The sequence below is a fragment of the Hylemonella sp. GW821-FHT10B10 genome, from assembly GCF_059415585.1.
On sequence record NZ_JBWKNN010000002.1, the window covers coordinates 369766 to 396122 of the forward strand.

Annotated in this window: 23 protein-coding genes and 3 pseudogenes; 11 read left to right on the forward strand and 15 right to left on the reverse strand. The window is 62.9% G+C overall.

Annotated features, from left to right (window positions below; genetic code table 11):
* Window positions 1-120: 120 nt before the first annotated feature.
* The 4 genes from czcI to AC07NT_RS11950 all read right to left on the reverse strand — a co-directional run bounded on the left by czcI (window position 121) and on the right by AC07NT_RS11950 (window position 2088).
* Window positions 121-486, reverse strand: a complete 366-nt coding sequence (czcI, locus tag AC07NT_RS11935; protein ID WP_498598820.1) for a cation efflux protein, CzcI family — start codon at window positions 484-486, stop codon at window positions 121-123.
* Window positions 487-577: 91 nt separating this feature from the next.
* Window positions 578-850 carry a double zinc ribbon domain-containing protein gene (locus tag AC07NT_RS11940; protein ID WP_493036808.1) on the reverse strand — a complete coding sequence of 91 codons (273 nt, stop codon included), beginning with the start codon at window positions 848-850 and terminating at the stop codon, window positions 578-580.
* A 418-nt stretch (window positions 851-1268) separates the two neighbouring features.
* Window positions 1269-1730 carry a Cd(II)/Pb(II)-responsive transcriptional regulator gene (gene cadR / locus AC07NT_RS11945; RefSeq protein ID WP_493036810.1) on the reverse strand — a complete coding sequence of 154 codons (462 nt, stop codon included), beginning with the start codon at window positions 1728-1730 and terminating at the stop codon, window positions 1269-1271.
* Window positions 1731-1746: 16 nt separating this feature from the next.
* Window positions 1747-2088 carry a YnfA family protein gene (locus AC07NT_RS11950; protein ID WP_493036812.1) on the reverse strand — a complete coding sequence of 114 codons (342 nt, stop codon included), beginning with the start codon at window positions 2086-2088 and terminating at the stop codon, window positions 1747-1749.
* A gap of 230 nt (window positions 2089-2318) precedes the next feature.
* Between AC07NT_RS11950 and AC07NT_RS11955 the strand changes: the two are divergent.
* Window positions 2319-2764: pseudogene (locus AC07NT_RS11955) on the forward strand (heavy metal translocating P-type ATPase); the annotation flags it as partial.
* Between the two features lie 261 nt (window positions 2765-3025).
* Here AC07NT_RS11955 and AC07NT_RS11960 read toward each other — a convergent pair.
* Entirely contained in the window at window positions 3026-3298 is a 273-nt protein-coding gene (locus tag AC07NT_RS11960; RefSeq protein WP_493037096.1) for an HAD domain-containing protein, read from the reverse strand.
* A 9-nt stretch (window positions 3299-3307) separates the two neighbouring features.
* Here AC07NT_RS11960 and AC07NT_RS11965 point away from each other — a divergent pair.
* Window positions 3308-3370, forward strand: a pseudogene (locus AC07NT_RS11965) (helix-turn-helix domain-containing protein); the annotation flags it as partial.
* 18 nt (window positions 3371-3388) lie between these two features.
* Here AC07NT_RS11965 and AC07NT_RS11970 read toward each other — a convergent pair.
* Window positions 3389-5485, reverse strand: a complete 2097-nt coding sequence (locus AC07NT_RS11970) for a TonB-dependent siderophore receptor (protein WP_493036814.1) — start codon at window positions 5483-5485, stop codon at window positions 3389-3391.
* A gap of 50 nt (window positions 5486-5535) precedes the next feature.
* Here AC07NT_RS11970 and AC07NT_RS11975 point away from each other — a divergent pair, with 50 nt between their 5' ends.
* The 3 genes and pseudogenes from AC07NT_RS11975 to AC07NT_RS11985 all read left to right on the forward strand — a co-directional run.
* Window positions 5536-6633: a PepSY-associated TM helix domain-containing protein gene (locus AC07NT_RS11975; protein WP_493036816.1), complete on the forward strand. Its 1098-nt coding sequence runs from the start codon at window positions 5536-5538 to the stop codon at window positions 6631-6633.
* A 152-nt stretch (window positions 6634-6785) separates the two neighbouring features.
* The gene (locus tag AC07NT_RS11980) at window positions 6786-8753 is read left to right on the forward strand and encodes an FTR1 family protein (protein ID WP_498598819.1); all 1968 of its coding nucleotides are present in this window, start codon (window positions 6786-6788) and stop codon (window positions 8751-8753) included.
* 109 nt (window positions 8754-8862) lie between these two features.
* A pseudogene (locus AC07NT_RS11985) lies at window positions 8863-9129 on the forward strand (IS21 family transposase); the annotation flags it as partial.
* A gap of 123 nt (window positions 9130-9252) precedes the next feature.
* On the opposite strand, the gene AC07NT_RS11990 reads toward AC07NT_RS11985, so the two are convergent.
* The gene (locus AC07NT_RS11990) at window positions 9253-9813 is read right to left on the reverse strand and encodes an HNH endonuclease (RefSeq protein WP_493036820.1); all 561 of its coding nucleotides are present in this window, start codon (window positions 9811-9813) and stop codon (window positions 9253-9255) included.
* Window positions 9810-10352, reverse strand: a complete 543-nt coding sequence (locus tag AC07NT_RS11995) for an HNH endonuclease (protein WP_498598818.1) — start codon at window positions 10350-10352, stop codon at window positions 9810-9812. Before AC07NT_RS11995 ends, AC07NT_RS11990 begins: the two co-directional genes overlap by 4 nt.
* Before the next feature lie 173 nt (window positions 10353-10525).
* Between AC07NT_RS11995 and AC07NT_RS12000 the strand changes: the two genes are divergently transcribed.
* The 4 genes from AC07NT_RS12000 to AC07NT_RS12015 all read left to right on the forward strand — a co-directional run bounded on the left by AC07NT_RS12000 (window position 10526) and on the right by AC07NT_RS12015 (window position 16670).
* Window positions 10526-11500, forward strand: coding sequence for a bifunctional riboflavin kinase/FAD synthetase (locus AC07NT_RS12000; RefSeq protein ID WP_498598817.1), 975 nt, complete (start codon window positions 10526-10528; stop codon window positions 11498-11500).
* Between the two features lie 90 nt (window positions 11501-11590).
* Entirely contained in the window at window positions 11591-14440 is a 2850-nt protein-coding gene (ileS, locus tag AC07NT_RS12005) for an isoleucine--tRNA ligase (RefSeq protein ID WP_498598816.1), read from the forward strand.
* A complete protein-coding gene (gene lspA, locus AC07NT_RS12010) occupies window positions 14440-14937 on the forward strand; it encodes a signal peptidase II (protein WP_498598815.1) in 498 nt (165 codons plus the stop codon). Before ileS ends, lspA begins: the two co-directional genes overlap by 1 nt.
* 29 nt (window positions 14938-14966) lie before the next feature.
* Window positions 14967-16670 (forward strand): ABC1 kinase family protein, encoded by a 1704-nt coding sequence (locus AC07NT_RS12015; RefSeq protein WP_498598814.1) that lies wholly within the window; start codon window positions 14967-14969, stop codon window positions 16668-16670.
* A gap of 74 nt (window positions 16671-16744) precedes the next feature.
* Here AC07NT_RS12015 and AC07NT_RS12020 read toward each other — a convergent pair whose 3' ends face one another.
* Window positions 16745-17203 carry a DUF4148 domain-containing protein gene (locus tag AC07NT_RS12020; protein WP_498598813.1) on the reverse strand — a complete coding sequence of 153 codons (459 nt, stop codon included), beginning with the start codon at window positions 17201-17203 and terminating at the stop codon, window positions 16745-16747.
* Between the two features lie 214 nt (window positions 17204-17417).
* Between AC07NT_RS12020 and AC07NT_RS12025 the strand changes: the two genes are divergently transcribed.
* Window positions 17418-18332 carry a LysR family transcriptional regulator gene (locus AC07NT_RS12025; RefSeq protein ID WP_498598812.1) on the forward strand — a complete coding sequence of 305 codons (915 nt, stop codon included), beginning with the start codon at window positions 17418-17420 and terminating at the stop codon, window positions 18330-18332.
* Between the two features lie 10 nt (window positions 18333-18342).
* Here the strand turns inward: AC07NT_RS12025 and AC07NT_RS12030 are convergent, their stop codons facing one another.
* Window positions 18343-19338 (reverse strand): quinone oxidoreductase family protein, encoded by a 996-nt coding sequence (locus AC07NT_RS12030; RefSeq protein WP_498598811.1) that lies wholly within the window; start codon window positions 19336-19338, stop codon window positions 18343-18345.
* Window positions 19339-19455: 117 nt separating this feature from the next.
* On the opposite strand from AC07NT_RS12030, the gene AC07NT_RS12035 reads away from it, so the two are divergent.
* Window positions 19456-20361 (forward strand): DMT family transporter, encoded by a 906-nt coding sequence (locus AC07NT_RS12035; protein WP_498598810.1) that lies wholly within the window; start codon window positions 19456-19458, stop codon window positions 20359-20361.
* Window positions 20362-20379: 18 nt separating this feature from the next.
* Here AC07NT_RS12035 and AC07NT_RS12040 read toward each other — a convergent pair whose 3' ends face one another.
* The 5 genes from AC07NT_RS12040 to AC07NT_RS12060 form a co-directional block, all read right to left on the reverse strand.
* Entirely contained in the window at window positions 20380-21168 is a 789-nt protein-coding gene (locus AC07NT_RS12040; RefSeq protein ID WP_498598809.1) for an SDR family oxidoreductase, read from the reverse strand.
* Window positions 21169-21242: 74 nt separating this feature from the next.
* Window positions 21243-22214 carry a DMT family transporter gene (locus AC07NT_RS12045; RefSeq protein WP_498598808.1) on the reverse strand — a complete coding sequence of 324 codons (972 nt, stop codon included), beginning with the start codon at window positions 22212-22214 and terminating at the stop codon, window positions 21243-21245.
* The gene (locus AC07NT_RS12050; protein ID WP_498598807.1) at window positions 22165-23787 is read right to left on the reverse strand and encodes a gamma-glutamyltransferase family protein; all 1623 of its coding nucleotides are present in this window, start codon (window positions 23785-23787) and stop codon (window positions 22165-22167) included. Before AC07NT_RS12050 ends, AC07NT_RS12045 begins: the two co-directional genes overlap by 50 nt.
* A 12-nt stretch (window positions 23788-23799) precedes the next feature.
* Window positions 23800-24765, reverse strand: a complete 966-nt coding sequence (locus AC07NT_RS12055) for a Bug family tripartite tricarboxylate transporter substrate binding protein (RefSeq protein WP_498598806.1) — start codon at window positions 24763-24765, stop codon at window positions 23800-23802.
* Between the two features lie 74 nt (window positions 24766-24839).
* Entirely contained in the window at window positions 24840-26351 is a 1512-nt protein-coding gene (locus AC07NT_RS12060; RefSeq protein WP_498598805.1) for a tripartite tricarboxylate transporter permease, read from the reverse strand.
* Window positions 26352-26357 lie beyond the last annotated feature (6 nt).

Here is a 26357-nt window from a genome sequence, read left to right on the forward strand (position 1 = left end):
CACAGAATCTGCGCATCGAATTCTCCAGAGTTGTACAAACAGCCGGGAGGATTCGACGAGAGCAGCAGTGATCAGGTCAGGAAAAAAAGAAAGATGCCTGCAAAAAGCGCGCTCGTCGAATCAGACGATGCGCCAATTGGGTCGTTCTAGGAGATCGGGGCCGCGAGTCGAGAATAGACCCGCGAGTGTGTTTTGGATTTCAACGCCCTGCATCTCGGATAGAACCGGGACAACCATGGGCACGGGCTGCACATTGCTCAGGTGGCAAACATTGCAGTCGGTATCGGCTAGCTTGGCACCCAGGGCACCGTCCGATGTCTTGACCTTGGCATGCGCCTGGTCAGCATCGTCTTGGTGCTGATGCTCGTGATGGCCGATATGCCACGTCTTGACAGTCTTTTCGTGCTGGCAATATCCCGCAGCTGCTGCCCAGGTGAACTGGAGCGGCAGAAGGACAAGTAGCAGAATGGACAGCCAGCGGCGCATGATCTGATTATATTGAAGAGAGCCCTTGGACAGAATGGGCTTTGTTCCTAAGGGCTTTTCTCTATCTATAGGTGCAGTTGACGGCGACGCTTTAAGCCGAGGGTTTCCCGCACTGGCCGCAAAATTTGGCGCCAGGTTGCAAGGTCGTGCCACATTGCGTGCACGCGGCGGGCTTCATCGACGTGCCACATTGCTGGCAGAACTGCGCCCCTGCGCTATTGACCGTTCGACAGCTGGGGCAAGCAACACCGCCGCCGCCGCCCATTCCACCACCGCTACCTCCACCAGGCTGAGGGTAGTAGCCCTTGCCATGATGACCCCGGCCACCATGGTGGCCACCAAAAAGTCGGTCAAAGATACTCATGATTGTTCATCCTTTCTGAGTTACAAAATAAATCGTCGTTCTGGAAATTGCAAATCCGAATCCTCTAGGGCTTGCGCTCCGCAGGATTCCCTCGGTCCGGGGTCAACCCCGTATCAGACGCCCCCGCGGTGTAACACTCCTCCAGCACGCCGAGCCTCGGAAGATGCAAGGTTGTTCGCACCTGCGTCAGTGAAAGCATGGTGTGGAACAGGTACCGGAATGGTTGCATATTGGCTGAGCAGTGACGAGAAGATCTCAGGGCGGTAAGCAGATAAATTGGGGTCCCGATGCGTAGCCATAGTTTTCCCTCTGTCGGCACGGTCTGGTTTCTTTCAGAGTCATTATTTGAAACCCTGAAGCCGCTACAGAGTCAAACTACATCGTTCGGTCTTGTCAAATTCAACCGCGGAACCCACGCCTAAGGCGCTGCTTTACCACCTGTGTGTGTCCTGTGAACGTGCCCCACACTTTTAGCCTTGATCGTGGAGGGTGTGCGGGAAAGCTCATTCAGAATCCCACAGTTCGCTGTCGCCTGCGCATCACAGCAACCCTCACGCAGGTTTCTCAACTGCTTCTCCAGCGCTCGCAACTCCCGAATCCGGCTGGCCACGTGGCCAATGTGCTCATCCAGGAGTGTATTTACATCCCCGCAGTCCGATGCGGGATCGTCTTTGAGGCGTAGCAATTGCCGTATTTCATCCAGGGTCATGTCTAGATTTCGACAGTGACGGATGAAGGCGAGTCGATCAGCATGTGCCGCGCCGTAGATTCTGTAGTTGCCCTCAGTACGGTCGGGCTCGGGCAGCAGGCCTTCGCGCTCGTAGTAGCGGATGGTTTCGACCTGGGTTTGGGTCAGTTTTGCAAGATCACCAATCTTCATGCGGCAACTCCAAGAGTCAAACCTCAACGGCACGAGGCTGGAACGCAATCAAGGCCATTCCCAGCAAGCAAATGGCACCACCCACCATATCCCAGCGCGTGGGCGTGACGCCGTCCACGCGCCAGAGCCACAGCAACGCCACCACCACGTAGATGCCGCCATAGGCGGCATAGGTGCGGCCGGCGGCTTGCGGATGCAGTGTCAGTAGCCAGGCAAAAAACGCCAGTGCCAGCGCCGCAGGCAGGAGCAGCCAAGGTGTGCGCCCCTGTACCAAGACCAACCAAGGCAGGTAGCACCCGACGATCTCCGCAACGGCGGTGAGGACAAACAGAAAAGAGACGCGCAGAGCTTCAAGCATGGTAAGGCCGACAGGCGTTTAGGGTTATGTATCTTAGCAACTTGACTCTATAGCCGCTTCAGGGTTCAAATAGAGTCCAGCAAGGAGTGAAAATGAAACTACCGCAAACCCTAGAGCAAGACACGGCTTCTTGCTGCGCCTGTAATAGTGCTTGCAGCGCCACGCCGGCACCTGCCCCCGTTGAGGCCGAACAGTCCAGCACAGCAGGCACGGTTTTTCGCATCCCGACCATGGATTGCGCTTCCGAGGAGGGCGAAATCCGAAATGCGCTGGCGGACATTGCCGGTGTACGGAGTCTGGGCTTCCAGTTGTCAGCGCGCACTTTGCGTATCGATGCGCCCGCTGACGTCTTGCCGAGCGCACTGGACGCCATCCGCAGGCCGGATTTGATCCCCAACCCGTAGCGATACAAGGACAAGACGATGACCATGCCCCTATGGCAGAAGGGATGTAGTGCATGGGCGCTTCTCTGCTGTTGGCAATCTCGGCAGAGTTTCTGGACTTCTTTGCCCCCGAAACGTTGCTATTCAAAGGCACTGGCATGGCCCTGGCGGCGGCCATCTGGTTGGCTGATTTCTCCACCTATCGCAAGGGCTTCACTGCGCTGCGACAGGGCCGTCTGAACATCAGTGCCCTGATGACGGTGGCAATCACCGGAGCCTTTTTGATTGGTCAAGGCGTAGCTACGGGTGGTGTTAGGCCGTTCGGCAAGCTTGGCATTGGTTTCGACTCTGCCCATGGCTAGATTTTCCAGTATCGAATGCTGCTTGCCCAGCATATCCGCATGGAATCAATATCCATGAGGTTTTTCATGGGCTTCTCGCCCCAGCCGCTCGTAACCCGGGCTACAGAATTCGTGTCCAATCGCCGGCAAGCATATGCTCCTCGGATTGTCCCGATCACGGTGTTTCGTTGCATCCAACGTCAGTCTGTAACGTCAGACATATGCGCTGCCGCAGCAGCCCATGGCCGATCGCTCCAGGTCAGTGCCACCGAAGTGGACATACGGGAGCAACACGAGATTCGGACATCCCCTATCGAAGTAACTCTCGCGATCGTCCAATACCAGCCAACGGGGTATTCCGGCTTTGGCTGGATAGGTTTCCCTCAGCCAAAGCTCGAATTCACGTTGACGCTGGCCGAACTGATCTTCTAAATGGGGTAAGGATGGCGTGACGCCGACGATGCGTGCTCGGAAGCCCGCGGCAATGCGGCCTAGGCCGCGCGCAACCTGGGCATCAGCCGCGCCACGGTCTACCGCAAGCTCGGCCAGCGCGGCTGAGCGCCGCGCCCGTCCATCTCAGAGATCGAACTTGGCCGCCACGCGCAGCGTGCGGGGTGCGCCCGTGCCCAGCAGGCCGTTACCGGCCGTGGCCCAGTAGCTCGCGTCCGTGAGGTTGTCGATATTGGCCTGCAGCGTCACGTTGCGGCCATCCCACTTGGTGCGGTAGCGCGTGCCCACCGAGTAGGTGGTGTAGCCAGCCAACCAAGCCTGGTTCAGGTTGTTCACGGGGCGCTCACCCACGTAGTAGGCACCGGCATTGAGCGCCAGGCCTGGCGTGTCTTTCAGGCGGTACTCGCCGAAGAGGCTGAAGGTCTGGCGCGGTGTGTTCTCCGGCGTCTTGCCGAGTTCACCTGCATTCGTCGTGCCGACCGAGACGATCTCCGCATTCAGGAACAGCGCCGAAGCCACCACGCCGAACTGCGAGCCGATCTCGCCGCTGGCCGACAGCTCCAGGCCGCGGTAACGGCTCATGCCGCCGAGCACGAAGTTGTTGCCGGCGTCCACCGTGGTCTGCGGGCGTTCGATCTGGAACACCGCCGCCTGCGCCAGCACCTTGGACCAGGCCCGTGACTTGAGGCCAAACTCATACTGCTTGTTCACCGACGGCGGCAGGATCTCGCCCGAATTGGCGCGGCTGGCCGGCGCCGTGCCGGTCTCTTCCAGGCCTTCCAGGTAACTCGCATAAAGCGAGGTGTCCGTCTGCGGCTTGAACATGACCGACATATTCGGCGATACCCTGGTGGCGTTGTAGGTCGAGCTGGTGCTCTGTGTTGTGTAGTCGACCGCCCGCAGGCCCGCCAGCAATTGCCACTGCTCGTTCAGCGCGATCCGGTCGTAGGTGTAGAGACCCTTGTCCGTGATGGTGGTGATGGCGCCTTGCGTGGCAATCACCTTCGATATCTCGGCAATCTCCACCGGGTTATACAGGTTCTGGGCAACGTTCGAGCCGGTGCCCGACGTACCCGAATAAGCCCAGCGCTCGTTGTGCGTGTAACCCGTCGTCAGCTCGTGCTGGACCGCGCCGGTGTTCACCTTGCCGGTCACTTCCACACGGTGGTTGTTGTTCACATAACGCTGGCCATCGGCAAAGGAAATCGCCAGCGTGCCGGCACCGGTGGCCATGTTGTTGAGCGTGAAGGCGGAATACCGACGGTCACGTACGGTTTCGGCCCGCCCGGTCTCCAGCACCAGCGACCAGTCGTCGTTGAGCACCAGATCGCCGCGCACCAGCGCGTTGGTGGCCTCGGCAGCGTAGCGCTGCCAAGCACCCGCCAGATTGGTCTTGTTGTTGGGCACGTCCGGCAGGGTGATCACACCGCCCACCGCCGCGGGCAGGGTGATGGCCGCCTGCTCGCTCACGCTCTTGCGGTAGCGTTCCAGATCGACCTTGAGGTTGAAACCGCGAGTCACCTTCCAGTCATAGGCCAGCGAGACCAGGTTGCGGTCGCCCTCGTAATTGTTGATGCCGGTCTCCTGCTTGCCGGCCACCGCATTGATGCGCAGGCCCATGCTGTCGTCGGAGAAACGGCGACCGATGTCGGCATGCACATCCACGGCCCCATGGTTGTTGAGCGAGGTCGCTATGCTGGTCATCGGTGTGCTGCCTGCGCGTTTGGTCACGAAGTTCACCACGCCGCTGGGCGGCACCAGGCCGTAGTACATCGACGAAGCGCCCTTGAGCACCTCGACCCGTTCCTTGTTCTCCAGCGGCACATCGATCAGATTGATGATGGGCAGCGAGCCGTTCAGGCGGTAGTTGCCGCGGTTCTCCACCAGGATGCCGCGGATGGAAATGTTGTCGTAGGTTGAACCGCTGAGCTGTGAGCGCGTCACGCCGGCCGTGTTGCGCAAGGCGCCGAACAAGGTGTTGGTGCCCTGTGCGTCCAGCACTTCGCGCGTGACCACGTTGTTGGTCAGGGGAACGTCCAGCGGGTCCTGGTCGCGGAAGGCGCCGACCTGCACATTGCTCGAACCGAAGCTGCCCACCGCATCGGCCGTCACCTTCACTTCGCCCAACGTGCCGCCCGAGGCTGCGTCCTGAGCTTGGGCGTTGAAGGCCAGGGTGAGGGTGGCCAAAGCCAGGGGTGTCAGGGAGAGATGCAAGTTGCGCATAGAATTCCAACAATCTAAATAAGAATGATTTGCATTATTTTACATTACAGATGTTGACTCCCACCACCCGCCGCCTCTGGATGAAGGCACACACCTGGTTGGCCCTCTCCCTGGGCTGGCTCCTGGCTTTGAATGCTCTGCTGGGTGCCGTACTCACCGTGGCCAAACCCCTGGACCAGTGGGTGAACGCACATCTTTTCGAGCAGCCGGCCTTGGCCGCAGCCCTGCCCGCCGCCTCGCTTGAATCACTGCGCGCCACCCTGGCGGCGGAGTTCGGCCCCGGGGCCAACTTCACCTTCCGCCCCCCGCGTGAACCCGGTGAAAGCCTGCGCGTCTTCGTTTCAGGCACCTGGGACGGCATGGTTTTCTTTGATGACGCCGGCCGCGAACTGGGCCGGCGCGGCGAGACCGAGGGCTTCCACAACCTGATCTTCGAACTGCACAGCACCGTGCTGCTGGGCGACGCCGGGCGCGCCCTGCTGGCCACCGTGGCCTTGAGCTACCTGGTGTTGCTGATGTCAGGCCTGCTGATGTGGTGGCCGCAACGCTGGCCGCCGTCTTTCAAGGTGCGCCTGAAGCGTGGCTGGTTCGTGGCCCTGTTCGACCTGCACCGCACGGGTGGTGCCTTGCTGGGCATGCTCATCGCGGTCAGCGTGGTCACCGGCGCCTATATGGCCTGGCTCCCGTTGCGCGCAGCCGTGAGCAGCGTGGCCGGACAAACCCAGGTCAAGGCTCCGGCCCTGGCCAAACACACGGTCAACGGCCCGCGGGTTCCGCTGGACGAGCTGGTTACCACTGCGCGCACACGCTTTCCGGATGCCATGGTGGGTTATGTGCAAACACCGGGCGCCGCAGACAAGCCCGTGCGCATCCGCTTCAAGGTGGCTGACGACACTCACCCCAATGGCCTGAGCTCGGTCTGGCTCAATCCTTACACGGGCCAGGTGCTCTCCACCTACCGCTGGAACGAGCTGGACACGGGCAGCCGCATCATCACCGTGATCTACCCGCTGCACACGGGTGAACTCGGTGGTGTGCTGCTCACCGTGCTCGTGGGCCTGGGCGGCCTGGTGCTGGCCGGGCTGGGCATCAGCGGCATCTGGATGTGGGTCAAGCGCCCGCGTCTGCCAAGCAAAAAGCGCCGCTAGGGAAACTCTCCATCGCCGCGTTGTCCAGCACTCCCCACGCCGACTCATGCTTCAGGTGATGCCCTGGGCCTTGAACAATTGCTGAAACTCGTCACTGGCGCACTGGCTGCCCTGGTCCGAGTGGTGCATCGTGTGTTTTCCCGAGGGCTAAAATGATTCCCATTTTTGGTCACGTTTTCATGGCTTTTTCCTCGTGGTTCCGGGTCCGCGCTTTATTGCTTTGCGCACTGACGCTGTCTTTCACCATGACTGCTAACGCAGCAGAGGCCGATGTCCGACGCATCTGGCAATTGCTGGACTACCTTGCTGTGGACTATTCGGGCGCAGTCAAGGATGGGGTCGTCATCAGTGCCCCTGAGTTCGAAGAGATGCGCGAGTTTGCCAAGACGAGTCAGACCAGACTGGGCGCGCTTGAGCCTCATCCCGAACGTGCCACCCTGGTGGCAGAAGCGCAGACACTGTCTGCTGCCATAGAAGCGAAGAAGAACTCTGAGGAAGTCGCAGCTCTGGCGAAGTCACTGGCCAACCATCTGCTTGCTGCTTACCCGGTGCCCTCTTCTCCAGCTACCCCGCCCTTGGTGGCGCAGGCAACTGCGCTATATCAAGCGCAGTGTGCTGCCTGCCATGGTGCCACCGGTAACGGTGATGGCCTCCTGGGCCTTAAGCTGGAACCGCGCCCGGTTGCTTTCACCGACAAAGACCGGGCCAGAGAGCGCAGCGCATTTGCTCTCTACCAGGCGATCAGCCAAGGCATCGAAGGCACGGCCATGCCCGGCTTTACCACGATCTCCGAAGCTGACCGGTGGGCACTGGCATTTTTCATCGGCCAGTTCGCGCACAGCAATAGTGAGGCAACTGCGGGGCAAAAGGTCTGGACCGAGAACGCCGCCGTGCGCGCCCAACTGACCAGTCTGGATGCGCTGTCGCGCATGACCGAAGCTGACTTGGCCAAGCAAGTAGGTGACGAGCCCGCATCGCTGACCATGGCCTATCTGCACATGCACCCGGAAGCCGTTGTTCAGAAACGCGCCCTGAGTTTCGACGTGGCCCGCCAGAAGCTGGCACAAAGCCTTGCTGCCGTCGAGAAGGGGCAAATGGGGCTAGCTACGGATCTGGCGCTCTCGGCCTACTTGGACGGTGTGGAGCCCATTGAACCCACGCTGGCGACACGAGACTCGGCTCTGATGGGCCGTATTGAAACAGCGATGGGCAAGTACCGCTCCTTGCTCGCCAGCAAAGCGGCGATGTCTGAACTCCAGGCTCAGGTGAAGGACATTGATGATTTGTTCAAGGAAGCCGATGAGCTGCTCGGCTCCAGCGCGGATGCAACCGCCGCGTTCCTGGGCAGCCTGACCATCCTCGTGCGCGAAGGTCTGGAAGCCCTGCTGGTGGTGGTGGCCATGATCGCTTTCCTCCGCAAGGCCGAGCGCGGTGACATGCTGCGTTATGTGCATGCAGGCTGGGTCGGTGCGTTGGCGCTGGGCGTCGTGACCTGGGGCGTCGCGACCTATTTTGTCAGTATCAGCGGCGCCAGCCGTGAGATCACAGAAGGCTTGTCCTCTCTCTTTGCTGCCGTTGTTCTGCTGAGCGTCGGGATGTGGATGCATCAGAAGAGCATGGCCGGCGCATGGCAGAAGTACATTCACGACAAGCTGTCCGCGGCATTGAGCCGCAAATCTGCCTGGTTCATGTTCGGCTTGTCTTTTATCGCTGTCTATCGCGAAGTGTTCGAGACCATCTTGTTCTACGCTGCATTGTGGGAGCAAGGGAACCATCAGGCCGTGCTGGGCGGCTTGGTCACTGGTGTTGCTATCCTGGCTGTCGTCGGAGTCGCCATGCTGCGTTTCAGCGCACGCCTGCCCATTGGTAAATTTTTCACGTGGAGCTCAATGCTGGTTGCCGTATTGGCGGTAGTGCTTACAGGCAAGGGCGTTGCCGGTCTCCAGGAAGCGGGATGGCTTGACGTGTCCTTGTTCAACGGGCCACGTATCGACCTGCTGGGCATCTATCCATCCTTGCAAGGTGTCATTGCTCAGTCGTTGATGGCGATGTTGGTCATTGCCGGTTTCCTGTGGAATGCTCGTGAAGCAGCCCAACGGCAAGGAAGGAAATTGAGGTAAACGTGTTGAATTCCGTTGAAATCTGACCCACTTAGGACAGTGATTTCCATCCAAAGTTGACCCACGTAGGCCCTACCCTGCAAGTTTTAGAAGCAGGGGGAATTTAGGAGTGATAGACGTGGCGACATTGAATGTCATCAGGCGTTGGGCACTGCGAGAACAGATGTCCATCCGCGAGATCTCCAGGCGTACAGGCCTGGCTCGCAACACAGTGAAGAAGTACCTGCGGTCGGATGAGACCGAGCCCACATATGCAAAGCGGGCCAGTCCAAGCAAGCTCGATCCCTACGCTGAGAAGCTAGCCACCTGGCTAGGAATCGAGGCAACAAAATCGCGGAAACAGCGGCGCAATCTGAAGCAGATCTACACACCAATGCCTCGGCCGCCGGCGGTTGCATCATTCGATTCACTCCTAACACCCTGCTCATAGAGCCCGTCGCCACTATGATGTAGACCTAGAACTCGACTTAGAGCGGACAAAGGACAAAGATCGAGTAGCTCACATCGCAAGGCGCGAATGCTTTGGAAGCATCGTCTTGAGAAGCTCCATCTGGTCACAAAGGATGCGTCGGTTCTGAAGCAGCAGGCCCTCCTGGTGGTTCGGTGCATACGGCAGGTACAACAACTCCCAACCCAGCTCTTCGAGCAAACTGGCCCCCTTGCGAAGGTTACAAGCAGAGCAACACGCACAGACGTTAAGCCAGGCATCAGTACCGCCGCGCGAAAGCGGGACGATGTGATCCCGGGTCAAACCACGCGTGTGCACGTCGCCGCAATAGGCGCACGTAAATCGATCCCGCCGGAACAGTGCGTGGTTGGATAACGGGATCGTCGCGTGGTGCGCTGCAACGCGATTGCGCCCGTGCATCACCAAGATGCTCTTCAACGTAACCTGCGAGTTCAGCCCCGTGTCTCGGTTCTTGCCTCCTGTGAAGGTGAACTCGAAGTCGCCGAAGCCATAGGACACTTTACCCAGCACCTCGTGAGTAACAGCGTCCTGCCAGGAAAGCCAGCGCGATGGGTATCCAGTGCTGTCAATAGCCAAGAACAGTTCGTTCATGTGTGACCCCACACCTGGCCTGCAGCAAGCCGGCCATAGGCCCGTACTCGTAAAGCGTACTCGTAAGCCTTACCAGTCCAAAAACGACTCCGAACTCGCCCCTTCAGTAAGCGGAACTCACGCTTACGGCAAAGTAGTAAGTAATTTGGGAGGGATAAGCGGCAGGCGGTGACCACGTTCATCCAGTGGTCCTGCCCGTTCTGCGCAAAAGGAATGATGTGCTCGCGCGTGAGCTCGGTCTCGTGGTGGTCCTCGCCGCAGTAGGCGCAGACGTTGCGATCGCGAATGAAGAGCTTGCTATTGGTGAGACTGGGGCGCAGGTCAAAGGGATTGATGCTGGGCACGCCCTTGGTGCCGATGATGCTGTTGACCGCGATGACGGACTGCTCACCGGTGATGGCGTTGTGCCCGCCATGGAACACTGCGATCTCGCCGCCCGCTTCCCAGCGCACCTCGTCAGCGGCGTAGTGCAGCACCGCCTCTTCGAGGGAAATCCAGGACTGGGGCAGCCCCTGGGCCGACAGCTTCAAGACCTTCAAAACACGCCTCCTGACCGGTTACGAGAACCATCCAAACGAAACGCTTGCGTCTGCGACAGCCCCTCGGGAAGGACCGCCCCGCCATTCAGACACAATATACCCTGTTTTGATGACCATTTGGCGTATCAGCTTGTAATCACGGGCTGAGCCGCTATCAAAAAAATATCAAGCGGATGAAAGTCTTACGCGGTTTCCACCACCCCGGCATCGCCACGGCCTGCGCCCTGACCATCGGCAATTTCGATGGCGTGCACCGCGGCCACCAGGCCATGCTGGCCCTGCTGCGTGGCGAGGCGCAGCAGCGCGGCGTGCCCAGCTGTGCCATGACCTTCGAGCCGCACCCGCGCGACTACTTTGCCGGCGCCACGGGCAATGCCGCCCTGGCGCCCGCGCGCATCGCCACCCTGCGTGACAAGCTGGCCGATCTGCAGCGCTGCGGCATCGACCAGGTGATCGTTTTGCCCTTCGACGCCCGCCTGGCATCACTTTCCCCGCAGGCTTTCATCGACGACGTGCTGGTGCGCGGCCTGGGCACGCGTTACGTGCTGGTGGGCGACGATTTCCGTTTCGGCGCCAAGCGGGCCGGGGACTATGCCCTGTTGGACGCGGCGGGAACGGCGAAAGGCTTCGACGTAGCGCGCATGAACAGCTACGAGGTGCACGGCCTGCGCGTGTCCAGTTCGGCGGTGCGTGCCGCCCTGGCCGAGGGCCGAATGGACAATGCAGCCCGCCTGCTGGGCCACCCGTACCACATCTCGGGCCATGTGCTGCACGGGCGCAAGCTGGGCCGCGAACTGGGCTTCAAGACCCTGAACCTGCGCTTTGCCCACTGGAAACCGGCCGCCAGCGGCATCTTCGCGGTACTGGTGCATGGCCTGACGGACCAGCCCCTGCGCGGGGTGGCCAACCTGGGCGTGCGGCCCTCGCTGGACCCGAACGATGTCAACGGCGGGCGGGTGCTGCTGGAGACCCACTGCCTGGATTGGCCCGCCGCCTTGGGCGCCGAGGGGGGCTACGGTAAAATCATCCGTGTGGAACTGCTGCACAAACTGCACGACGAGCTCAAATACGACAGTCTGGATGCCCTGAAAGCCGGCATCACCAGGGACTGCGACGCTGCACGCGCCTGGTTTAACGGGCGAATTTGACGGGGCATCACTGGCGCACCTTGCCCCGCGCCCACCCAAGCATCCCCTGACCCGCTCTCTTGGGCAGCCACGTCTTTCGAAAAGTTTGTCATGACTGAAAAAGTTGATTACCGCGCCACGCTGAACCTGCCCGACACCGCCTTTCCCATGCGCGGCGACCTGCCCAAGCGCGAGCCGGGTTGGGTCCAGGCCTGGGAAGACCAGGGCCTGTACAAGAAACTGCGCGACGTGCGCCACGGCAAGCCGAAGTTCATCCTGCACGATGGCCCCCCCTATGCCAACGGTCAGATCCACATCGGCCACGCCGTCAACAAGATCCTCAAGGACATGATCGTCAAGGCGCGCCAGCTCAAGGGGCTGGACGCGCAATACATCCCGGGCTGGGACTGCCACGGCCTGCCCATCGAGAACGCCATCGAGAAACTGCATGGCCGCAACCTGCCGCGCGACGAGATGCAAGCCAAAAGCCGCGCTTTCGCCACCGAGCAGATCGCCGGCCAGATGGCCGACTTCAAGCGCCTGGGCGTGCTCGGCCAATGGGACAACCCCTACAAGACGATGAATTTCGTCAACGAGGCGGCCGAGATCCGCGCCTTCAAGCGCGTGATGGAGCGCGGTTTTGTCTACCGCGGCCTCAAACCCGTGCACTGGTGTTTCGATTGCGCCTCCTCACTGGCTGAATTCGAGATCGAATACGCCGACAAGAAGAGCAGCACGCTGGACGTGGGCTTCGAATGCGCCGAGCCCGAGAAGCTGGCGGCCGCTTTCGGTCTGGGCAAGTTGGAACAGCCGGCCTATGCCGTGATCTGGACCACCACCGCCTGGACCATCCCCGCCAACCAGGCACTCAACCTCAACCCCGAACTCGAGTACGCGCTGGTGCAGACCGAGCGCGGCCTGCTGGTGCTGGCGGCCGTGCTGGTCGAGAAATGCCTGGAACGCTTCAAGCTGACCGGCAAGGTACTGGCCACCACCTTGGGCAAAAAGCTCGACCTGATCAACTTCAAGCATCCCCTGTACGACGTGGATGCGGGCTACCGCCGCTTCAGCCCCGTTTACCTGGCCGACTACGCCACCGCCGAGGACGGCACGGGTATCGTGCACTCGGCGCCCGCCTACGGCGTGGACGACTTCAACAGCTGTGTCGCCCACGGCCTGAAGTACGACGACATCCTCAACCCCGTGCAGGGCAACGGCGCCTACGCCGCCGACTTTCCGCTCTTCGGCGGCCTGCACATCTGGAAGGCCGTGCCGGTCGTACTCGAGACACTGAAGAACGCCGGGCGCCTGTTCGCCACGCAAGACATCACACACAGCTACCCGCACTGCTGGCGCCACAAGACGCCTGTGATCTACCGCGCCGCGGCCCAGTGGTTTGTGCGCATGGACGAAGGCACGGGCATCTTCACCAAGGACAAGGCACCGCGGACCCTGCGCCAACTGGCCCTGGCCGCCATCGACGAGACGAAGTTCTACCCTGAGAACGGTCGCACCCGCCTGCGCGACATGATCGCCAACCGGCCCGACTGGTGCATCTCGCGCCAGCGCAGCTGGGGCGTGCCCCTGCCCTTCTTGCTCGACGTAGACAGCGGCGAGCCGCATCCGCGCACGCCCGAGATCATCGACCTCGCGGCCGAGATCGTCGAAAAAGGCGGCATCGAGGCATGGAGCAAGCTCAGCACCGCCGACATCCTGCAGCGCATCGGCGACAAGAGCAACGCCGCACAGTGGAGCAAGAGCAGCGACATCCTCGAGGTTTGGTTCGACTCCGGTACCACGCACACCACGGTGCTGAAGACCTCGCACCCGCATAGCGGCCACGAGGACGGCGGCCCCGAAGCTGATCTCTACCTCGAAGGCCACGACCAGCACCGTGGCTGGTTCCATAGTTCTCTGCTCACGGCCTGCGCCATGTACGGCCGTGCGCCCTACCGCGGCCTGCTGACCCACGGCTTCACCGTGGACGGCCAGGGCCGCAAGATGAGCAAGAGCGTGGGCAACGTCGTAGCGCCGCAGCAGGTCAGCGAAAAGATGGGCGCCGAGATCATCCGCCTGTGGTGCGCCGCGACCGACTACTCGGGCGACCTGGGCATCGACGACAAGATCCTGGCGCGCGTGGTGGACACCTACCGTCGCATCCGCAACACGCTCAAGTTCCTTCTAGCCAATGTGAGCGACTTCGATCCGAAAAAGGACGCCGTGCCGCTCGACCAGATGCTGGAGATCGATCGCTACGCATTGAGTCGCGCCGCCGAGCTGCAGGCCGAGATCCTGGCGCACTACGAGGTCTATGAGTTCCACCCGGCGGTGGCCAAACTGCAGGTCTACTGCAGCGAAGACCTGGGCGCTTTCTACCTGGACGTGCTCAAGGATCGCCTGTACACCACGGCGCCCAAATCCCTGGCGCGCCGCAGCGCCCAGACCGCGCTGCACCAGATCACCCAGGCCATGCTGCGCTGGATGGCGCCTTTCCTGAGCTTCACGGCCGAGGAGGCCTGGAAGGTGTGTGGTTCATCGGAATCGATCTTCATGGAGACCTATGTCGATCTGGGCCAGCCCGATGCGGCCTTGCTGGCCAAGTGGGCCGATATCCAGCAAGTTCGAGACATCGTCAACAAGAAGATCGAGGAAAAGCGCGCAGACGGACAAATCGGCTCCTCGCTCCAAGCCAACGTATCCATCAGATGCGGTGACCCGATCTATGCCGAGTTGATGGCGTTGGCGGAGGATCTGAAGTTTGTACTTATCACTTCCAAAGTTGCACTTGAACACGTTGAAGGCAGCGGCCTGACCATGGATGTCTCACCTTCGAAAGATGAGAAATGCGAGCGCTGCTGGCACTACCGTGACGACGTCGGCACCGATGTCGCCCACCCCACCCTGTGCGGCCGTTGCACCAGCAACCTCTATGGCGCCGGTGAAGACCGGAAGGTCGCCTGATGGCCCGCCAGTCCAACGCCGGTGGCGGCCTGCTGAAATGGCTGGGCCTGGCCTTCCTGATCCTGGTGATCGACCAGATCACCAAGGTTGCCATCCTGGCCTATTACCACCATGGCGAGGCCACCGAGCTGACCAGCTGGCTCAACATCGTGCGCGTGCACAACCGCGGCGCGGCCTTCTCCTTCCTGGCCGGGGCCGACGGCTGGCAGCGCTGGTTCTTCGTGGGCATAGGCATCGCCGCCGCCCTGTTCATCATCTACCTACTGCGCACCCACGCCGGCCAGCGCCTGTTCTGCTTTGCGCTGACCTGCGTCATGGGTGGTGCGCTGGGCAATGTGCTGGATCGCCTGCTGCACGGTTATGTGGTGGACATGGTGGACTTTCACATCGGCAGCTGGCATTTCCCTGCCTTCAACGTGGCCGACAGCGCCATCACTCTGGGCGTGATCTTCCTGCTGCTCGACGAGCTCCTGCGGGTGCGGCGCTCCCGCGCCTGAGCAGGCGGGGCTTGCCCTAAACTGGCACCATGAGCAAGCCCTCAGCCCACGGTGCCAGACGCAGCAACCTCGGTCGGCTCAACGAGATCGCCGGCGTTCTGGTACGCCACGGCCTGGGTGAGCTGGTGCGCCGCTGGGGCCTGGCCACCGCCCTGGAAAAAGCCGGGCACCGCCTGCATTGGGACCACGCGGCCGACCTGGCCCAGCTGCCACCGCCCGTACAACTGCGCCAGGCCCTGGAGGAACTGGGCCCCACCTTCGTCAAGCTCGGCCAGATCCTGGCCGGCCGCGCCGACATGTTCGGCCCTGAGTGGATCGCCGAGTTCGAGAAACTACACAGCCATGTGCCGGCCCTGCCGCTGGATGCCCTGCGCGCCCAACTGCGCGAAGACCTGGGCGCCGAGCCCGAGGCCGTCTTCGCCTGGTTCGATCCGCAGCCGCTGGCTGCGGCCTCCATCGCCCAGGTGCACCGCGCACGGCTGGCCGACGGCACCGAGGTCATCGTCAAGATCCGCCGTCCCGGCATACGCGAGGTGATCGAGGCCGACCTGCGCCTGCTCGATCGTCTGGCCGCCCTGGCTGAGGCCGAGCTGCCCGCGCTGGCCCCCTATCGCCCGCGCCAGCTGCTGCGCGAGTTCGGCCGCTCCCTGCAGCGTGAGCTGGATCTGGCCAGCGAATGCCGGCACGCCGAACACCTGGCCAGAAACATGGCGGCACTGCCGTTCGTGCAGATCCCGCGCATCCACTGGGCCTGGACACGTGAACGTGTCAATGTGCAGGACCATGTGGACGGCATTCCCGGCCACGCACTCGACCAGCTCGACGGCGCCGGACTGGACCGCAAGCTGCTGGCCCGGCGCGGCGCCCAGGCTGTGCTCAAGATGATCGTGGAGGACGGCTTCTTCCACGCCGACCCGCACCCCGGCAACGTCTTCTACCTGCCGGGCAATCGCCTGGCCTTCATCGATTTCGGCATGGTGGGGCATCTCTCCCTACGCCGACGCCAGCAGCTGCTCAGGCTGCTGCTGGGTCTGGTGCAACGCGAGCCGCAGGCTGTGGTGGATGTGCTGCTGGACTGGACACGCGATGGCCAGCCGGTGCCGCAGGAAAAACTGGAAAACGACGTTGAGGCCTTCATTGACCAGTACCACGGCACGCCGCTGGCCGAACTGAGCCTGGGCCGCATGCTGATGGACGTGACAGCCATCCTGCGTGACAACCGTCTGGCCCTGCCCGCCGATCTCGCCCTGCTGATCAAGGCCTTCATCACGCTGGAAGGACTGGGCCGTGGTCTGGACCCAGATTTCAACATGGCGGATGAGGCCCTGCCCTTGCTGCGGCAGGTCACCCGGGCACGCTACCGGCCTTCTGTGCTGGCCCGGCGTACCTGGGGTTCCTGGCTGCGCCTGCTGGACGTGGCTGAACAGTTGCCACAGGATCTGGGGCGCCTGCTGCGCCGCGTCCGGCAGGGGCACATGGGCCTGGACATCGAGAGCCGCTCGCTGCGCCACGTGGGCAGGCAGCTCGACCGTGCGGCCAACCGACTTTCGCTGGCGCTGATCATCGCAGCGCTGATCATCGGCTCCTCCATCGTGATGACCGTGGGTGGCGGGCCGACCCTGCTGGGCCTGCCGGCCTTCGGCCTGATGGGGTTCGTCGGCGCCGCCGTCGGCGCGTTCTGGCTGGGGCGGGCCATCTGGCGCAGCCAGCGGCACGAGGACGAGGACCGCTAGCCTGCGTCAAGGCTTGCTCATGAAAAAAAGGCCGCGGGATTCGCATCCCGCGGCCTTTTCACGAACGGAGCTGATCAGCCCTTGCGCGGATAGCTGTTGGGGTACAGCGCGTTGAGCTTCTGGCCTTCGCTGTCGACGATGTCGCCGGTGCGCTTGGCTTCGATCAGTTCAGCCTTCACTTCGGCGCGGGTGCGGCTCGAAGCGACGGCCACCGGGTACTGGCTGGGGAACAGCTGGTTCAGCTTCTGGCCTTCGCTGTCGGCGATGTCGCCGGTACGCTGGGCTTCGATCAGCTCGGCCTTCACTTCAGCACGGGTGCGGCTCGAAACGGCAGCCACCGGGTACTGGCTGGGGAAGAGCTGGTTCAGCTTCTGGCCTTCGCTGTTGACGATGTCGCCGGCGCGCTGGGCTTGTAGCAGTTCGGCCTGGACCTGGGCACGCGTCTTGGCGGTCACGGGTTCAGCGGCGATGGCGTTGCCTGCAGCCAGGGTAGCGAGGGCCAGGGCGATGGCGGTGGTGGTATTGCGGTTCATGGTGAACTTCCTTTCAAAGACAAACAATGTTCTGGGCATGGCAGGAAATCGCTTTCTCGTCTGTGTCCAACCTTCGACGCCTCGTTTAATTTGTTTCGATCCGTCGATGGAATGAACTGTATATTTCCTTGAATCAAAGAAAAACATCGTTTATTTCAAGTCATAATTTCTGAATTAGAAATAATCAACTACTTGAAACCCAAGGAGACCTTCCATGGACCGATTGCTTTCCATGCGCGCTTTCCAGCGGGTGGTCGAAGAGGGCAGCTTTGCCGGCGCCGCCCGGGCCCTGGACCTCTCGCCCGCCGTGCTCACGCGCCTGGTGGCCGATCTGGAGCAGAGCCTGGGCACGCGGCTGTTGCACCGAACGACCCGCAAGCTCTCGCTGACCGAAGCCGGCAACGAGTACGGCGCGCGGCTGCACAGCATCCTGCAGGAGATCGAAGAAGCGGAGATGGCCGCCGCGGCCCACAGCCAGGAGCTGCAGGGCACGGTGCGTGTGCTGTGCACACCCACCATGGCGTCCTACTTCATCGCCCCCAATATCGTGCGCTGGCGCGAGCGCCAGCCCAGGCTCATGCTGGACCTTGACATCGACCCGTTGCCCCTGACACGCCTGGAGGCCTATGACCTGGCCGTGCTGGCTGCCGACGAAGGCTTTGACGCCAATGTGGTGGCACGGCCGCTGGGTACCGCGCACATGATCCTGTGCGCAGCGCCGTCCTATGTGCGCCGCGCCGGCTCACCCACTGAGCCTCAGGAACTGCAACGTCATGCTTACCTCAAGTCCTTTCAGCTGCCCGGCCAGGATCTCTCGGGCCGCAAGCTGCGGCTGGAGCCCATCGATGCACAGGAGGCGGCGGCGGTGGAGGTCGCCGTACAGCCCGTGCTGCGCAGCCAGAGCTTCAACGTGCTGCTGCAGGCCGGCCTGGACGGCGTGGGTTATCTGGCGGTTTCCGAGCTGATAGCCCGCTCCTTCCTGGCCAGCGGGCAACTGGTGCAGCTGCTGCCGGGGTGGACACTGGGCCGGGTCACGGCCTATGCGGCCCTTCCCACGCGCAAGTTCATGCCCGCCAAGACGCGGGCCCTGCTGGACTTCCTGGTCGAGCGCGCGGAGACCCGAAACTAGGGCCTGTTGCCTACAGCGTCAGGATGGTGCAGCCCGTGGTCTTGCGGGCCTCCAGATCGCGGTGCGCCTGCTGCACCTGCTCCAGCGGGTAGCGCTGGGCGATATGGATCTTCACCTTGCCGCTGGACACCATGGCGAACAGGTCGTCGGCCATGGACTGCGTGGTCTCGCGTGTGGTGATGTGGCTGAACAGGGTCTGGCGTGTGACGTAGATCGAGCCCTTGGCCGCCAGGCTGCCTGGCGCAAAAGGCGGCACCACGCCGGAGGCATTGCCGAAGCTGGCCATCAGGCCGAAGGGGCGCAGGCAGTCCAGTGACTTGTCCCACGTGTCCTTGCCCACCGAGTCGTACACCACCTTCACGCCCTTGCCGCCGGTGATCTCTTTCACGCGTGGCAGAAAGTCTTCCTTGTTGTAGTTGATCACGTGTGCGGCGCCATTCGCTTTCGCGAGTTCGCATTTCGCGTCCGAACCCGCGGTACCGATCAGCTGCAGCCCCTGGGCCTTGGCCCACTGGCAGGCGATCAGGCCCACGCCGCCGGCAGCGGCATGGAAGAGCACGTGATCACCAGGCTGCAGGGCCTCGACCGGGCGCACCCGGTTGAAGAGGTACTGCACGGTCAGGCCCTTGAGCATCATGGCCGCACCGGTCTCGAAGGAAATGTCGTCGGGCAGCTTGCACACGGTCTTGGCCGGCATCACGCGCACCTCGCAGTAGGCGCCGGGCGGCTGGCTGGCGTAGGCAGCACGGTCGCCGACCTTCAGATGCGTGACGCCCGCGCCCACCGCCTCGACGATGCCCGAGGCCTCCATGCCCAGCTGCAAGGGCATGGGCAACTGGTAGACACCACTACGCTGGTAGACGTCGATGAAGTTCAGGCCGCAGGCCTTGTGACGGATGCGGATCTCGCCCGGACCGGGCTCGCCCACGGTTACTTCGACGATCTTGAGCAGCTCGGGGCCGCCATGCTGGTCGATGCGCACGGCGCGGGAAGAAGTCTGGGTCATGTCGTGTCTCCTGATAGTGCGCAAAATTCTACGTGAGCATACGAGTACCCGTTGCCGCCGGGTCATTAATGCCCATCGGACAGCGCTGCCGCCATCGGCTTGCTACAGTGCCAACCCATGCACACCCGTCTGTCCCCCTCCACCGCCCTGCTCCTGACCCTCCCGCCCCTGATGTGGGCCGGCAACGCCGTGGTGGGCCGCATGGTGGGCGAACTCGTGCCCCCCATGATGCTCAACCTGCTGCGCTGGGTCCTGGCTGGCCTGATCCTGCTGCCCCTGGCGGCTTGGGTGCTCCAGCGCGACAGCGGCCTGTGGCCGCACTGGCGACGTTTTGCCATGCTGGGCCTGCTCAGCGTGGGTGCCTACAACGCCCTGCAGTACCTGGCGCTCAAGACCTCCTCGCCCATCAACGTCACGCTGGTGGCCGCCAGCATGCCGATCTGGATGCAGCTCATCGGTCGTCTCTTTTTCAACGCCCCGGTCTCGCGCCGCCAGTTGCTGGGCGCCCTGCTGTCCATCAGCGGCGTGCTGCTGGTGCTCAGCCGCGGCCACCTGGACACCCTGCTGCAGGTCCAGCTGCTGCCTGGTGACATCTACGTTCTGATCGCGTCCATCTGCTGGGCCTTTTACAGCTGGATGCTGGCGCGCCCGGGCGGTGAACCCGCCACCATCCGCGGGGACTGGGCCGCCTTCCTGCTGGCGCAAATCGTCTTTGGCCTGGCCTGGTCGGCGCTGTTCGCCGCCGGTGAATGGGCGGTGGTGGACCAGCCCATCGTCTGGGGCTGGCCGCTGATCGCGGCCCTGGTCTTCGTGGCCGTGGGCCCCGCCGTGCTGGCCTACCGCGCCTGGGGCATGGGCGTGCAGCGCGCGGGCCCCACGGTGGCCAGCTTCTTCGGCAACCTCACGCCGCTGCTCGCGGCACTGATGTCAGCCGCCCTGCTGGGCGAACTGCCTCAGCTCTACCACGGTGCCGCCTTCGTGCTCATCGTCTGCGGCATCGTGGTGTCGTCGGCGCGGCGTTAAGCCAGCGCCACGCTCGCATCAATACGTGCCCGGATAGGCACCGCCATCGGCCAGCACGTTCTGGCCGGTGATGTAGCCGGCCTGCATGCTGCACAGGAAGGCGCAGATGGCGCCGAACTCCTCGGGGGTGCCGAAGCGCTGGGCCGGGATGGTCTTCTTGCGGGCTTCCATGATGGCCTCGATGGGCTGGCCGGTTTTCTGCGCTGCGCCTGACATCGTCCCCTTGAGACGATCCGTGTCGAAAGCACCGGGCAGCAGGTTGTTGATCGTCACGCCCTTGGCGGCGATCTTTGCATTGCGCGACACGCCGGCCACGAAGCCGGTCAGGCCGCTGCGCGCGCCGTTGGACAGGCCCAGAATGTCGATCGGCGCCTTCACCGCGCTGGACGTGATGTTGACGATGCGACCGTAACCACGCGCTGCCATGCCGTCCACCGTGGCCTTGATGAGCTCGATGGGCGTGAGCATATTGGCGTCTACCGCCTTGATCCACGCGTCACGATCCCAGTCGCGGAAGTCGCCGGGCGGCGGGCCGCCGGCATTGGTGACAACAATGTCGAAATCCTTGCGCTGGGCAAAGATGGCCTCACGTCCCGCCACAGTGGTGATGTCGACCGGCACCGCGATGACCTGCACCCCCTTGGCCTCGGCCTTGAGCTTGGCCGCTGCGGCATTCAATGCTTCGGCGCCACGTGCGACGATCACCACGTTGACGCCCTCGCGTGCCAGCGCCTGCGCGCAGCCGAAACCGAGCCCCTTGCTGGCGCCGCCCACCAACGCCCACTTGCCTGTGATGCCGAGATCCATGATGTTCTTCCTGTGTCGAGATTTGAATGGGGGAATGATACGGAGGCTGTCTGACCTTTGCCCGGGCGGGACTTTCAGTCCGCCGCCGCGCGCGCAGCGCGGCCGAAGACAAAGATGCCGGCCAGCACCAGCAGCGTGCCGGCCACAACCCAGCCTGTGAAGGGTTCACCCAGGAGCAGCACACCCATGAGGATGGTGGACATGGGGCCCACCATGCCCGCCTGTGCCGCCATGCCAGCCCCTACCCGCTCGATGGCCATCATCACCAGCAGCACGGGCACGGCCGTGCAAGCCGTGGCGTTGAGCAGGGACAGCCAGATCACCTCGGGTGCCACCTGCGCCGCCGACAAGGGGCGCAGCAGAAGAAACTGCAGGATGCAGAACAGGCAGGCCACGCTGGTGGCCAGGCCCACGAGGCGCAGCGAACCCAGACGCTGTACCAGCTCGCCGCTGTAGCTCAGGTAAATCGCGTAGCTGACGGCGCTCAGGAAGACCAGCAGCGTCCCCCAGGCCACATCGGCCCCGGCCAGCGAGACCTCGCGCCCGAAAACGAGCATCACCCCCAGGTAGCTGATCAGCATGCCGCCCAGCTGCGCACGGCTGACGCGTCGACCATAGAGCAGCAGACCGATCAGGAGCACGATCGTCGGCGTGAGATACAGAACGAGACGCTCCAGCGAAGCCGTGATGTAGGCCAGGCCTGCAAAGTCGAGAAAGCTGGCCAGGTAATAACCGCTGAAACCCAGGCCCAGCACACCCAGCCAGTCACGCCGCGTGAGAGCGGCCTTGCCGCGGCTGGCCCACCAGGCCATGACGGCAAACAGCGGCAGGGCAAACAGCATGCGGTACATGATCAGTGTGACCGCATCCACACCATGGCGGTAGGCCAGCTTGACGATGATGGCCTTGCCGCTGAAGGCGATGGCACCGACGATCGCCAGCACCAGGCCGCTTGCTATGTTTTTGCTAGCGCCTTGTGCTGCCACGTCGGATCGCTCAGAAACCCGCGGCCTGGCCGTCTCGACGTGCGTCGCTGGCCGCCACATAACCCTGCACCTTGGGATCGCCGGCGCGCCAGATGAACTGGCCGGCGCCGAAGTCCTGGTAGGAATCGTTGATGACCTCCATGCGGTGGCCACGCGCCGACAGGCCTTGCACAGTGGCTGGATTCATGCTCGCCTCGACGTTGATCTCCAGCCCCGCGTTGTAGCGCCAGCGCGGCGCATCGCAGGCGGTCTGCGGGTTCTGGCCGTAGTCCAGCATGCGCACGAGGGTCTGCAGATGGCCCTGGGGTTGCATATTGCCGCCCATCACGCCGAAGCTCATCACGGGCTGGCCATCCTGGGTGAGAAAGGCCGGGATGATGGTGTGGATGGGGCGCTTGCCCGGCGCCACCAGATTGGCCTTGTTGTGACCCTGCGGGTCCACGTTGAAGCCGTGGCCGCGGTTCTGCAGGCTGATGCCGAAGGTCGGCTCCACGCAGCCCGAGCCGAAACCCATGAAGTTGCTCTGGATGAAGCTGATCATCATGCCGTTCTCGTCAGCCGCCGTCAGGTAGATGGTGCCGCCCTTGACCGGGTTGCCGGCCTTGAAGTCCTGCGCCTTTTTCATGTCGATCAGTTTGGCACGACTGCTCAGGTAGGCGTCATCGAGCATTTGCGCGGGGGTCACCTCCATGGACGAGGGCTCGGCCACATAGCGGTAAACGTCGGCAAAGGCCAGCTTCATGGCCTCGATCTGCAGATGCTGCGAGTCCACACTGTCCACGGGCAGGGAGCCCAGGTCGAACTTGTCCAGGATGCCCAAGGCCATCTGCGCAGCGATGCCCTGACCATTGGGCGGGATCTCGTGCAGGGTGTAACCACGGTAGTTCTTGGCCAAGGGCTGTACCCACTCAGGTTGGTAAGCCGCCAGGTCGCTGGCCTGGAGCACGCCGCCGCATTCGGCGGCAAATTTCGCCAGGGCCTGGGCGATCTCGCCCTGGTAATAGGCCTGGCCCTTGGTCTGCGCAATCAGACGCAGGGCACGGGCCGCGGCCTTGAATTGGAAGAGCTCACCCACATTCGGCGCACGACCCCAGGGCAGGAAGGACTGGGCGAAACCCGGGACCCCCTGAAGCTCGGGCGTGGCCGCCGCCCATTTCTGCTGCACAACCACGGGGATGAGGTAACCACGTTCGGCAATCTCGATGGCCGGCTCCAGCAGGTCGGCAAAAGGCAGCTTGCCAAAGCGCTCACTCAGGGCCACCCAGCCCGCCACTGCGCCGGGCACGGTGACGGCATCAATGCCGCGTTTCGGCGGCGTCTTGGCGTCCTTGCCGTATTTACGATGGAAATACTCGGGCGTCCAGCCCTGCGGTGCACGCCCCGAAGCATTGAGTCCGTGCAGCTCTTTGCCATCCCAGAGGATGGCGAAGGCGTCACTGCCCAGGCCGTTGCTGACCGGCTCGGTCAGGGTGATGGCCGCTGCTGCTGCGATGGCCGCATCCACGGCATTTCCGCCCTTTTGCAGCATACGCAGGCCGGCCTGCGCGGCCAGCGGGTGCGAGGTGGAGACGACGTTGCGCGCGAAAACGGGCAGGCGCGTGCTGGTATAGGGGGTGCTGTAGTTGAAATTCATGAAAACTCGTGTTCAGTCGGCGACGATCTTGCGTTCCGTGATGACTTTTTTCCACTTGGCCGATTCAGCCTTCACCACGGCAGCGAAAGCCTGGGGGGTACCGCCGGCGGTTTCGGCCCCCAGGCGCGCGAAGCGTTCTTTCAACTCGGGCTCGGACAGGGCCGCGTTCACGGCCTGGTTGACGCGGTTCACAACCTCCTGGGACAAGCCGCGCGGACCGTAAACGCCGAACCAGGTGACGGACTCGAAGCCCGGCAGCAGCTCGGCCACGGCCGGCAGCTCGGGCACCAAGGCACTGCGTTTGGGACTGGTCACAGCCAGGGCGCGCAGCTTGCCATCGCGCACATGGGGCATGCCCGAGACCACGGAGTCGAACAGCACGTCGACCTTGCCGCTGATCAGATCAGCAATCGACAGGCCTGTGCCGCGGTAAGGGATGTGCACGAGAAAGGTGCCCGATTGGGCCTTGAAGATCTCGGTGGACAGGTTGGAGATGGTGCCGTTGCCGCTGGAGGCGTAGTTCAGCCGCCCCGGGTTTTTACGCGCATAGTCGACGAATTCGCGCAGGTTCTTGGCGGGCGATGTCATGGGCACCAGGATCACCTGCGGCGAACTGGCCACGTAGACGATGGGCGTGAAATCAGTTTCGGCGTTGTACGGGATCTTGGGGTTGATGGCCGGGCCGATGCTGTGCGTGCTCGATGTGGTGAGCAGCAGGGTGTAGCCGTCGGGCGCGGCCTGGGCACCGGCCAGCGCGCCAATGGTGCCGCCGGCACCGGGTTTGTTGTCCACCACGATGGATTGGCCCAGCTTCTTGCCCAGTTCCTGCGAAAGCGCGCGCGAAAGGATGTCGGTAGCGCCACCGGGCGGGAAGGGTACGACCAGGCGGATGGGCTTGCTCGGCCAGGTCTGGGCCGCCAGCGGCAGGGCCAGGAACAGACCGAAGACCAGCAGACCGGTCAGCAACTTGGATTTCATGGATAGGCTCCTCCGGGGGCTGAAAGTAAGAACGGCACCCGCAGGTGCCGTTCCAGTTTAGTCGAGCGATGCGATCACTCTTCGACGAAGGCTTCCTCGCGCTTGGACTTGATGGACGGCAGCATCACGATGACGAGCAGCAGCAGTGCCATGCCCAGCAAGGTGGCCGACAGCGGACGCGTGACCAGCACGCTCCAGTCGCCGCGCGAGAGCAGCAGGGCGCGGCGCAGGTTCTCTTCCATCATCGGCCCCAGGATGAAGCCCAGCAGCAGCGGCGCCGGCTCGACCCCCAGCTTGATGAAGCCGTAACCGATGACGCCGAAGATGGCCACCATCCAGATGTCGAACACGTTGTTGTTGGTCGAGTACACGCCGATCGCGCAGAACAGCACGATGGCGGGGAACAGCCAGCGATAGGGCACGGTCAGCAGCTTGATCCAGATGCCGATCAGCGGCAGGTTCAGCACGATCAGCATCAGGTTGCCGATCCACATGGAAGCAATCAGGCCCCAGAACAGCTCGGGGTTGTTGGTCATCACCTGGGGACCAGGCTGGATGTTGTGGATGGTCATGGCACCCACCATCAGCGCCATCACCGGGTTGGGCGGGATGCCCAGCGTCAGCAGCGGGATGAAGGAGGTCTGTGCGCCGGCATTGTTGGCCGCCTCGGGAGCGGCCACACCGCGGATATTGCCCTGGCCGAAGGGAACTTCACCCGGCTTGAGCTTGGTCTTCTTCTCGATGGTGTAGGCCGCAAAGGCCGACAGCAGCGCGCCGCCGCCGGGCAGGATGCCCAGCATCGAGCCCAGGGCCGTGCCGCGCAGAACCGCTGGCACCATGCGCTTGAAGTCTTCCTTGGACGGGTAGATGTTCGTGACCTTGCCGGTGAACACTTCGCGCTTGTCTTCGGGGTGCGAGAGGTTCTGGATGATTTCGCCGTAGCCGAACACGCCCATGGCGATCACGATGAAGCCGATGCCGTCGGTCAATTCCGGGATGTCAAAGGAGAAACGCGCCACACCGGAGTTCACGTCGGTGCCTACCAGGCCCAGCAGCAGGCCCAGCACGATCATCGCGATGGCCTTGAGCAGCGAGCCGGAGGCCAGCACCACGGCGCCGATCAGGCCCAGCACCATCAGCGAGAAGTATTCGGCCGGGCCGAACTTGAAGGCCACCTCGGTCAGCGGCGCAGCGAAGGCAGCCAAGATCAGGGTGCCCACGCAACCGGCGAAGAAGGAACCCATGCCGGCAGCGGCCAGCGCGGGACCGGCACGGCCCTTGCGGGCCATCTGGTAGCCGTCGATCACGGTCACCACCGAGGACGATTCTCCCGGCAGGTTGACCAGGATGGCCGTGGTGGAGCCGCCGTACTGGGCGCCGTAGTAGATACCGGCCAGCATGATCAGCGCTGCCACCGGGGGCAGCGCATAGGTGGCGGGCAGCAGCATGGCGATCGTGGCCACAGGGCCGACGCCCGGCAGCACGCCGATCAGCGTGCCCAGCAGCACACCGATGAAGGCATACAGCAGGTTCTGAAAAGTGAAGGCGACGCCGAAACCCAGCGCGAGGTTGTCAAACAATTCCATTTTCTT